The organism is Kurthia gibsonii (assembly GCF_006539985.1).
GTDB lineage: Bacteria > Bacillota > Bacilli > Bacillales_A > Planococcaceae > Kurthia > Kurthia gibsonii.
Window position 1 is genome coordinate 1 of sequence record NZ_BJOB01000061.1, and the last position, 10,460, is coordinate 10,460.

At 35.4% G+C, this 10,460-nt stretch carries 10 protein-coding genes and 1 other annotated feature; of the genes, 3 read left to right on the forward strand and 7 right to left on the reverse strand.

What is annotated here, in order from left to right; genetic code table 11:
* The first annotated feature begins 124 nt into the window (after positions 1–124).
* Entirely contained in the window at positions 125–550 is a 426-nt protein-coding gene (locus tag KGI01_RS12495; protein ID WP_141274956.1) for a DUF4395 domain-containing protein, read from the forward strand.
* A gap of 38 nt (positions 551–588) precedes the next feature.
* Here KGI01_RS12495 and KGI01_RS12500 read toward each other — a convergent pair whose 3' ends face one another.
* The gene (locus tag KGI01_RS12500) at positions 589–1,257 is read right to left on the reverse strand and encodes a deoxynucleoside kinase (RefSeq protein WP_141274957.1); all 669 of its coding nucleotides are present in this window, start codon (positions 1,255–1,257) and stop codon (positions 589–591) included.
* Positions 1,254–1,892, reverse strand: coding sequence for a deoxynucleoside kinase (locus KGI01_RS12505; RefSeq protein WP_141274958.1), 639 nt, complete (start codon positions 1,890–1,892; stop codon positions 1,254–1,256). The genes KGI01_RS12500 and KGI01_RS12505 overlap by 4 nt, the downstream gene beginning before the upstream one ends.
* A gap of 122 nt (positions 1,893–2,014) precedes the next feature.
* On the opposite strand from KGI01_RS12505, the gene tadA reads away from it, so the two are divergent.
* Positions 2,015–2,515 (forward strand): tRNA adenosine(34) deaminase TadA, encoded by a 501-nt coding sequence (tadA, locus tag KGI01_RS12510; RefSeq protein ID WP_141274959.1) that lies wholly within the window; start codon positions 2,015–2,017, stop codon positions 2,513–2,515.
* Between the two features lie 19 nt (positions 2,516–2,534).
* Here tadA and serS read toward each other — a convergent pair whose 3' ends face one another.
* The 3 genes from serS to pdxS form a co-directional block, all read right to left on the reverse strand.
* Positions 2,535–3,812, reverse strand: a complete 1,278-nt coding sequence (gene serS, locus KGI01_RS12515) for a serine--tRNA ligase (RefSeq protein WP_141274960.1) — start codon at positions 3,810–3,812, stop codon at positions 2,535–2,537.
* 100 nt (positions 3,813–3,912) lie between these two features.
* Positions 3,913–4,134: a binding site (T-box leader), on the reverse strand.
* A gap of 18 nt (positions 4,135–4,152) precedes the next feature.
* Positions 4,153–4,737 (reverse strand): pyridoxal 5'-phosphate synthase glutaminase subunit PdxT, encoded by a 585-nt coding sequence (pdxT, locus tag KGI01_RS12520; protein ID WP_141274961.1) that lies wholly within the window; start codon positions 4,735–4,737, stop codon positions 4,153–4,155.
* 1 nt (position 4,738) lies between these two features.
* Entirely contained in the window at positions 4,739–5,623 is an 885-nt protein-coding gene (pdxS, locus tag KGI01_RS12525) for a pyridoxal 5'-phosphate synthase lyase subunit PdxS (RefSeq protein ID WP_068456838.1), read from the reverse strand.
* Positions 5,624–5,729: 106 nt separating this feature from the next.
* On the opposite strand from pdxS, the gene pdxR reads away from it, so the two are divergent.
* Positions 5,730–7,130, forward strand: coding sequence for a MocR-like pyridoxine biosynthesis transcription factor PdxR (gene pdxR, locus KGI01_RS12530; RefSeq protein ID WP_174795815.1), 1,401 nt, complete (start codon positions 5,730–5,732; stop codon positions 7,128–7,130).
* A gap of 46 nt (positions 7,131–7,176) precedes the next feature.
* On the opposite strand, the gene KGI01_RS12535 is transcribed toward pdxR, so the two are convergent.
* Together KGI01_RS12535 and guaB are read right to left on the reverse strand one after the other, a co-directional pair.
* Positions 7,177–8,496 carry a serine hydrolase gene (locus tag KGI01_RS12535; RefSeq protein WP_141274962.1) on the reverse strand — a complete coding sequence of 440 codons (1,320 nt, stop codon included), beginning with the start codon at positions 8,494–8,496 and terminating at the stop codon, positions 7,177–7,179.
* Positions 8,497–8,633: 137 nt separating this feature from the next.
* Positions 8,634–10,100 (reverse strand): IMP dehydrogenase, encoded by a 1,467-nt coding sequence (guaB, locus tag KGI01_RS12540; protein ID WP_141274963.1) that lies wholly within the window; start codon positions 10,098–10,100, stop codon positions 8,634–8,636.
* Positions 10,101–10,460: the final 360 nt, after the last annotated feature.

Here is a 10,460-nt window from a genome sequence, read left to right on the forward strand (position 1 = left end):
TTTATTTTTCGTTACATACAGATGTAACGGATTTTTTTTCGCTTTTTTTAAGCACTTTTTCTTTTCTTTTGTCTTTCAATCCTTTATGATAAATAAAATAATTCTTATCTGAAAGGTTGGTTATATGCAAAAGCCTTTATTTATTCCTAGACCTCTTGTGCGTGTGAATCAATGGACTATCTTATTATTCACAGTTGCCACATGGATTTTTCAACAACCATTATTACTACTCGTACCACTGATTGCAAATGTACTTGGACTATTTTTCAATTTTAACCCGATAATGAAATTCGCTCGTCTTTTTTTAAATAAAGAACCATCTTCATACATTCCAGAAGATGTGACACAACAAAAATTTAACTCAAGTATTGCCATCTTTTGTTTATTAATAGGTTTCATCGGCTTTATGTATGACCTCCCTATTCTCGGTTATACATTCACAATCATGGTCGCACTTGCATCTTTTATTGCGATTCTTGGGTTCTGTATCGGCTGTTTCTTATTCTTCCAATTAAATCAGTTAAAATATAGATTAAAAAAAGCTTCATAAATAAAAGAGAGGAATCACATCGACGTGATTCCTCTCTTTTATTTACGTAAATGCGATGTCTGTTCTAAAAAATGGGCGATACGTGCCACAATATGTTCCACTGTATCTGGGTCTTTCATTAAATCATAATCATTGATATCTAGTCGAAGAACAGGGCATGCATTAAAACTATCAATCCATTTTTCGTAGCGCTCGTGCATCTCCAACCAGTAAGCACGCTCTGTTTGTTGCTCCATCGGACGACCACGCTCTGCAATACGACCGATAATATCCTCTACAGGTCCTTCAATATAAATCAATAAATCTGGATGTGGAAAGTAAGGTGTCATCACCATCGCATCAAAAAGATTCGTGTATGTTTCATAATCTGTTGGTGTCATCGTTCCCTTATCATAATGCATCTTCGCAAAAATACCTGTATCTTCATAAATGGAACGGTCTTGAATAAAACCACCACCATATTCAAAAATACGTTTTTGCTCTTTGAAACGCTCTGCTAAGAAATAGATTTGTAAATGGAAGCTCCACTTTTCAAAGTCATCATAAAATTTATCTAAGTATGGATTTGTATCTACTTTTTCAAAGGATGTACGGAAATTTAATGCTTCAGCTAAAGCATTCGTCATTGTCGACTTCCCTACACCAACTGTTCCTGCAATTGTAATAACAGCATTCGATGGAATATTATATTTTTCTCTTAAATTCATTGCTTTAAGCTCCTCTTACTTAATAATTCTTCTACTTGTTGAAGAATTTTTTGTAAATCATATTCATTGTTCACAAAATCATAGGCGTCACCATTAATACGTAGCACAGGAATCTGTGGATTCTCTTGTTCAAAACGATCAATAAATACATGATAATCTGCTACTAACTGCTCCATATAGTCACGTTTAATCATATGTTCAAATTCTCGCCCACGCATTGCAATACGCTTCATTAATGTATCAACTGTCGCATCTAAATAGATGACGATATTCGGTGTCACCATATCTTCGATTAAAATCTCATAAATTTGTTCGTACTTTTTATATTCAGAAGGTTGTAGCGTTCTTTGTGCAAAAATTAAATTTTTAAATACATGATAGTCTGCTACAACTTCTTTTTTCGCATTAATTGAATTTTTCTTAATGTCTTTTAATTGCTTATAACGATTACATAAGAAAAACATCTCTGTTTGAAAGCTCCACTCATCAATATCTTCATAGAATTTATTTAAAAATGGGTTTTCATCCACAATCTCTTTTAATAAATCATAGCCAAAATGTTCAGCAATTCGATTTGAGAGTGATGTCTTTCCAACACCAATCGGACCTTCTACAGCGATAAACGGTACAGGCATCGGAAGTTCTCCCTTCATTTTTTCATCAGTGTCTTATATTTTATCATACAGATTCATGAAGAAACACCCTTTCGCTTTATTGATACAATCATGCTAGAATAACGCTACAAGGAGCGTGACATATGCAATTAACAGATCAACAATATATGGAACTAGCTTTGAAAGAAGCTGAAAAAGCACGTGATTTAGGTGAAGTTCCTATTGGTGCAATCATCGTACATGAAGGTAAAGTGATTTCTTCTGCTTATAATCTACGTGAAACCACACAAAATGCTGTAACACATGCAGAACTAATGGCGATTCAACAAGCATGTGTAAAACTAGATAGTTGGCGATTAGAAAATACAACACTTTATGTAACATTAGAACCTTGTCCTATGTGCGCTGGAGCAATTCTACAATCGAGAATCCCTCGTGTGGTATATGGGGCTCGTGATCTAAAGGCAGGTTGTGTTCATTCATTACATTCATTATTAACAGATTCTCGTATGAACCATGTATGTGAAGTTGCAGAAGGTGTTTTAGCTGACGAATGTGGTAGTATTTTAACGACTTTCTTTAAAGAATTACGTGCACGCAAAAAAGCTGAGAAAAAAGCAAAAAAAGACAACATCACAAATTAATGCGATGTTGTCTTTTATATTAGTTAGAAATAACTTCTAACCCGCCCATATAAGGACGTAAAACTTCTGGCACTACGACAGAACCATCAGCTTGTTGATAGTTTTCTAAAATCGCCGCTACTGTACGACCAATTGCAAGACCTGAACCATTTAATGTGTGTACATATTCTGGTTTTGCACCTTTTTCACGACGGAAACGGATATTGGCACGACGCGCTTGGAAATCTTCGAAGTTTGAACAAGAAGAAATTTCACGATAAATATTTTGTGTTGGGATCCATACTTCTAAATCATATTTTTTAGCAGCAGTGAAACCTAAGTCACCTGTGCACATTAACAATTTACGGTATGGTAATTGTAAAGCTTGTAGAATTGCTTCAGCATGACCTGTTAGTAATTCAAGTTGTTCATAAGATTCTTCTGGTTTTACAAAACGTACTAACTCAACTTTATTGAATTGGTGTTGACGAATTAAACCACGTGTATCGCGACCAGCTGAACCTGCTTCTGAACGGAAGTTTGCGCTATATGCATTAAAACCTTTTGGTAAGTCTTCAGCAGTTAAAATTTCATCACGGAAGAAGTTTGTTACAGGTACTTCAGCAGTTGGAATTAAGAAGTAATCTTCTTTCTCAATTAAGAATGCATCTTCTTCAAATTTCGGCAATTGACCTGTACCTGTTAAGCTTGTACGGTTTACCATGTAAGGTGGTAACATTTCTTCATAACCGTGTTTGTCTGCATGATAATCCATCATGAAGTTAATTAATGCACGTTCTAAACGAGCACCTGCTCCACGATAAAATACAAAACGACTACCTGTTACTTTACCAGCACGTTCGAAATCAATAATATTTAAGTTTGTACCTAAGTCCCAGTGTGGTTGAGGTTCAAAATCGAATGTTGGTACTTCCCCCCAAGTATATACTTCTTGGTTCGCGTCCTCATCTTCGCCTACAGGCACAGACTCATGCGGGATGTTTGGTAAACGCATCATCATATGATGGAATTTCTCTTCGACCTCATTTAATTGTGCATCTAGTCCTTTAATTTGATCACCAAGTTCACGCATTTGAAGAATTGCATCATCTGCATTTTCTTTATTGCGTTTCTTTTGAGCAATCGCTTCAGAAGCTTTATTACGTTCTGCTTTTAGGACTTCTGTTTTTGCGATTAATTCACGACGCTGTTGATCCCATTCTTCAAAATGATCGAATGTCCCTAAATCCTCATTACGATGCGCTAACTTTTCTTTAATCTCAGTATAATTTGCACGTACACGTTTAATATCTAACATGTATATTCCTCCATTCCTTATTCGATGTAGATGAAGCCTATAGCACTTGCAATCTTTATAAATTCTAGGAAAAGGCACAAAAAAGCCCTCATCCCCATAGTGAAGGGACGAGAGCATACCCGCGTTGCCACCCTAATTGATTAAGCACAAAATTGCTTAATCCGCTTCAATTTATAACGGCTATGTAAAGCCGGCTACAGCCTACTATGATTTCAGCCGAGCAACTCCAGGACGGATTCACAAGGTTCTTTATCAACTCTCACCAACCGTTGACTCTCTTAAAAAGAATAAACTCGCTACTACTTCCTATCATCGTAATAAATATTAATTTAACCATACTTTACAATACATTTGAAGGTTGTGCAAGTTTACTCTGTTGAATCTGTTCTTTTAATAGTTCCATAATACGTAAATCATCTGTTAATTCAGGATGAAATGCGCACCCAATTTTATTTCCTTGTTGTACAAGTACAATCTTATCACCATACATTGCAAGCACTTCAACACCTTCACCAACACGGTCTATATGTGGTGCACGAATGAAAACTGCTTCGTATGGTGTGTCTAAACCTTGAACTGTTAATTCTGTAGAGAACGAATCAATTTGTCGCCCAAATGAATTACGACGCACCCAAATATTCATACCACCGATATGTGCTTCAGAACCTTCAACGCAGTCTGCTAAAAGAATTAACCCTGCACATGTTCCAAGAATTGGCTTTTTGAAATCTTTTAAAGCTGGCATCATCTCATGATAGTCGATGAGTTTACGCATAGCCGTACTTTCACCGCCCGGTAAAATTAAACCGTCTATCTCATTTAATTGTTCTGCACTTTTAATTGCGATTCCTTCAGCACCAATACCTTCAATCGCATGAATATGCTCTTCGACAGCACCTTGTAAAGCTAGAACACCAATCTTCATATTACCAACCTCGATTCTGCATGCGTGCTTCAGGAGCTAAAGAGGCGATTTCAAGACCTTTCATCGGTGTACCAATCTCTTTTGACACACGTGCAATTAATTCATAATCTTGGTAATGTGTTGTTGCTTGAACGATGGCATTTGCGAATTTTTCTGGTGATTCAGACTTGAAGATACCAGAACCTACGAATACGCCGTCAGCACCTAACTCCATCATTAATGCTGCGTCTGCTGGTGTTGCGATACCACCTGCTGCAAAGTTTACTACTGGTAAACGCTTTAAGCGATGAATTTCTAATAATACTTCATACGGTGCGCCAAGCTCTTTAGCTGCTGTCATAATTTCATCTGGACTCATATTTGCGATTTGTTTTACTTGCGCATTCACTTTACGCATATGACGAACTGCTTCTACGATGTTACCTGTTCCCGGCTCACCTTTTGTACGAAGCATTGAAGCTCCTTCACCAATACGACGAGCAGCTTCACCTAAATCACGACAACCACATACGAATGGTACGCTGAATTCATTTTTTAATAAATGATATTCTTCATCTGCTGGTGTTAATACTTCACTCTCGTCAATATAATCCACACCCATTGACTCTAAAATACGCGCTTCTACAATATGACCAATACGACCTTTTGCCATAACTGGAATCGATACTGCATTCATTACTTCTTCAACAACACGTGGATCAGCCATACGTGCAACACCACCCGCTTTACGAATATCAGATGGAACCATTTCTAGTGCCATAACTGCTACTGCGCCAGAAGCTTCTGCGATTTTTGCTTGCTCAGCGTTAATAACATCCATAATAACGCCGCCTTTTTGCATTTGAGCCATACCTCTTTTAACTAAATCTGTACCTAATTGAACCATGAATAATTCCTCCCTTTATTTTCTATATATCCCATAATAATTTATATTGACCTTTTTAAAAGATTCAGTTTTAATATATTTAATAAGGTCAGTTAGGGTGAAGACAATGGATATGCTCATGTTTCAATTAGATAAGACATCATCAGAACCGCTATATGAACAGCTTTACAGAGGAATTAAAGAGAGTATTGTAAACGGTGAAATTGCGACAAATGAGAAGCTACCGTCGAAAAGAAAATTAGCTGAATTTTTAAATATTAGCCAAACTACAATTGAATTAGCATATGGTCAATTATTAGCTGAAGGCTATGTTTTATCAAAATCACGCGTTGGTTATTTTGTAGAAGACATTGAAACACTTGCTTATATTGATAAAGAGCAAACTCAAAAATTATTAAATGCACCAGAAATTGAAGTGAAAATTGATTTTAATCCTGGGCAAATTGACTTACAGTCGTTTCCGTTTAAAATTTGGCGTAAATATATGAAAGATGCGATTGATGAGGAACATGCTCACCTATTATTAATGGGTGATGCACAAGGGGAGTACGATTTACGAAAAGAAATTGCGGCATATTTATACCAATCTCGCGGTGTACGATGTCAGCCAGAACAAATTGTGATTGGCTCTGGTACAGAACAATTGTTACCAATGATTGTTTCTTTACTTGGAAATCAACATCACTATGCAGTTGAAAACCCTGGTTATACGATGACGCACCACATTTTCACACAATACAATCAGCCAACAACACCAATTGCTGTTGATGAAGATGGTATGGATGTCCAAGAACTTGAGCAATCTGAAGCTACAATTGCTTATGTTACGCCTTCTCATCAGTTCCCGACAGGTGCTATTCTATCGGCGAACAGACGTGTTCAATTATTAAATTGGGCAATGAAATCACCTCATCACTATATTATTGAAGATGACTATGATAGTGAATTTCGCTATACTGGTAAACCGATTGCAGCATTACAAGGTTTAGACCATGATGATAAAGTAATTTATATGAGTACATTCTCCAAATCATTAATGCCTTCTTTACGAATTGCTTATTTTGTTTTACCAAAAACATTATTAGCCGATTATAAAGCAAGAGAGAGCTATTATACTTGCACTGTACCAAGAATTGATCAATATACTTTGGCACAATTTATGCATGAAGGTCATTTCTCAAAACATCTGAACCGAATGCGTAAAATTTATAGAAAAAAACTCGAAAAAATTACGCATACATTAAAAGCTTATGCACCACAGATTAAAATATCAGGTGAACAAGCAGGAATGCATATTATGGTGCATGTTTCACATGAAAAAGATGCGACTGCTCTTAGCAAAATTGCATTAGAACAAGGTATACGAATCGCTTCCATTCAACAATATTTATTGAAAGAACATCCCACTTACAAAAATCGTTTGTTACTGGGATTTGGTGGAATTCCTGAAGAAGAAATTGAAAAATCTATTCACTTATTAATGCATATTTGGGGTTTCCAAGCATAAACAAAAAAGAATCGTGCCATGGCACGATTCTTTTTTGTTTATTTTATTAGAACACTTTATTCCATAAATTTGAGAAGAAATCACCAATTGCACTAAATACTTTTGTAAACCAGCCTTTTTCTTCTACAGCTTCTGTTGTAACAACCTCTAAAGCTTTAATTTTCGGATCAATAAAGCCATAATCTTTTCCAGCTTTATTTTTCACTTCAATGTGTCCAACCACTTCACCTTTTTTAACAGGTGCATTTAATGATTTTTTATCTAAAACAACATTTGCAGTATATTCTTTTGCATCATTTGTTTTAACCATCATTGATAATTCTTCTTTTGCTGCTACTTTTACTTGTTTTTCTTTACCATTTTCAACTGCTACTGTTTCGTTCCCTTTAAAAGTTTGATTTTTTGAAACAATTTTTTCTGTTGAGAATTGATTAAATCCATAGTCGAATAATGCTTTTGTTGCGTCAAAACGTGCTTTTTTATTTTCGTTATTCCCATCTGCATCAGTTGCATCCATTACAACTGAAATAAGACGTGTATTACCGCGTTTAGCTGTACCAGTGAAGCATTGTCCAGCATAATCTGTTGTACCTGTTTTCAGACCATCTACGCCTTCATATTCAAATACTAAACCTTTTAACATAAAGTTCCAGTTATCCATCTTAATCGCATCATCTGTACCTTTACGGAATACTTTTGAAGGAATACTTGATGTTTCTAACACTTCTGGATGGTCTTTTAATAAACGATATGCAAGCAATGCAACTGAACGTGCTGACATTTTATTTTCACCTTTATTTGGTGTACCAGCTGGTTGCATACCTTGTAATTGTGCATTATTTAAACCAGATGAATTAAAGAATTCATAGTTTGTTAATCCTAATTCTTTTGCTTTTTTGTTCATTAATTTTAAGAATTCTGTTTCAGAACCTGCAATTGTTTCTGCAATCGCAATTGTTGCTGCATTTGCTGAATAAATTGCCATTGCATCATATAATTCACGAATTGTATATTCACCATCAGCACGTAATGGAACGTTACTTAGTGCACGATCCTGTGAAATTTTATAGGCATAATCTGAAACTTTGTACTTTTGATCCCATTTAATTTTACCAGCTTTCACTTGGTCTAATAAAATGTACTCTGTCATCATTTTTGACATACTTGCAATACCTAACGATTTTCCTGCATTTTTTTCGTATAGTATTTTACCCGTATCTGCATCAATTAAGATAGCAGCTTTTGCATGGATACCAAGATTTTCTGCTGCTTTTGCTTGGTGTGGGATTGCTAGCAGAATCATGCTTACAAACATTACGACAGATAATGTTAGTTGCATAATCGTATTTTTCTGTAAATTCTTCACCCTTCTACCTCCAGAATATGTATGATGTTTCTCGCTAATTTTAACATATAATATCTCTTTTAAAAGCTTTGTTATCAAAAAGACATATAAAAAACACTAAACAGCGCGAGTGACTGTTTAGTGCTAATTTAGACGTTTTATTGTAATGAATAGTTCGGTGCTTCTTTTGTAATTTGTACATCATGTGGATGACTTTCACGTAAGCCAGCTCCAGTCATACGTACAAATTGTGCGTTTTCACGAAGATCTTGTAAATCTTTTGTTCCACAGTAACCCATACCTGCGCGAACACCACCAACTAACTGATGAATTGTATCAGCTAGTGCACCTTTATAAGGAAGACGACCTTCAATACCTTCTGGAACTAATTTTTTCGCATCATCTTGGAAGTAACGGTCTTTCGAGCCATTTTCCATTGCTGATACAGAACCCATACCACGATATACTTTAAAGCGACGACCTTGGAAGATTTCAGTATCTCCAGGAGATTCAGAAGTTCCAGCTAATAATGAACCTAACATTACAACATGTCCACCAGCAGCTAAAGCTTTTACGATATCACCAGAATACTTGATACCACCATCTGCGATAATTGTTTTACCCATTTTACGAGCAACAGTAGCACAATCATAAATTGCTGTAATTTGTGGTACCCCAACACCTGCTACAACACGCGTTGTACAAATAGAACCAGGTCCAATACCTACTTTTACTACATCTGCGCCAGCTTCGAATAATGCCTCTGCACCTTCACCTGTTGCAACGTTACCAGCTACGATAGCTAGTTCTGGATATTTCGCACGAATGTCTTTTACAGTGTTTAACACACCTTGCGAATGGCCATGTGCTGTATCAATTACAACTACGTCTACCTGTGCATTTACAAGTTTTTCAATACGAACCATTGTATCTTTTGTAATACCAACAGCTGCACCGACTAAAAGACGACCATGCTCATCTTTTGCAGCATTTGGATATTCCATTACTTTTTCAATATCTTTAATTGTAATAAGACCTTTTAAAGCACCTTCGTCATTAACAATCGGTAATTTTTCAATTTTAAATTGTTGTAGCATTTTTTCAGCTTCATCTAAAGTTGTACCAACAGGTGCTGTAATTAAATCTTCTTTTGTCATAACATCATCAATTAGTAATGAGTAATCTTGAACAAAGCGAAGATCTCGATTTGTAATAATACCAACTAATTTTAATTCTGTTTCATTATTTACGATTGGAACGCCAGAAATGCGGTATTTGCCCATTAAGTGCTCTGCATCAAATACTTGATGTGTTGGTGTTAAAAAGAACGGATTTGTAATAACGCCATTTTCAGAACGCTTTACCTTCTCTACGTTATCCGCTTGTTCTTCAATTGACATATTTTTATGGATAATACCCAGACCACCTTGACGTGCCATTGCAATCGCCATAGACGCCTCAGTTACTGTATCCATCCCAGCACTAATCATTGGAATATTAAGTTTAATTTTCGGTGTTAATTGAACCGATAAATTCACTTCCTTTGGTAATACTTCAGAATGTGCTGGTACTAAAAGTACGTCATCAAATGTTAAACCTTCTTTGGCAAATTTTGTTTCCCACATATGCTGTAATTCCTCCTATTAAAAATTATATTAATAGTAAGATTAACAACGTCCATCATACATGTCAAGAACACAAGAAATAAAAGAGTATTCAAAGTATTCCTATTATTCATACCACAACAATGATAACGCTTTATTTAAGAGAAAATATGTTTATATCTAAATTGTATAATTATATGTATATATTTAAATCATTAAAATTCTATCGTATTTTATTCTATTTCCGAACATTCTCATAGAAAAAATTATAAAAACACACTTTTTACATCATAAATCATTTCATCAGAAAAAAGCTAGTAAAAAATTTATAATATAAAATGGACTTTATAACACGCTTAATGTATCAATTACATGAATATA

Coding starts and splice junctions, on each gene's coding strand:
- KGI01_RS12495 (WP_141274956.1), top strand. CDS start 125: ATGCAAAAGCCTTTATTTATTCCTAGACCTCTTGTGCGTGTGAATCAA.
- KGI01_RS12500 (WP_141274957.1), bottom strand. CDS start 1,257: ATGAATTTAAGAGAAAAATATAATATTCCATCGAATGCTGTTATTACA.
- KGI01_RS12505 (WP_141274958.1), bottom strand. CDS start 1,892: ATGCCTGTACCGTTTATCGCTGTAGAAGGTCCGATTGGTGTTGGAAAG.
- tadA (WP_141274959.1), top strand. CDS start 2,015: ATGCAATTAACAGATCAACAATATATGGAACTAGCTTTGAAAGAAGCT.
- serS (WP_141274960.1), bottom strand. CDS start 3,812: ATGTTAGATATTAAACGTGTACGTGCAAATTATACTGAGATTAAAGAA.
- pdxT (WP_141274961.1), bottom strand. CDS start 4,737: ATGAAGATTGGTGTTCTAGCTTTACAAGGTGCTGTCGAAGAGCATATT.
- pdxS (WP_068456838.1), bottom strand. CDS start 5,623: ATGGTTCAATTAGGTACAGATTTAGTTAAAAGAGGTATGGCTCAAATG.
- pdxR (WP_174795815.1), top strand. CDS start 5,730: ATGGATATGCTCATGTTTCAATTAGATAAGACATCATCAGAACCGCTA.
- guaB (WP_141274963.1), bottom strand. CDS start 10,100: ATGTGGGAAACAAAATTTGCCAAAGAAGGTTTAACATTTGATGACGTA.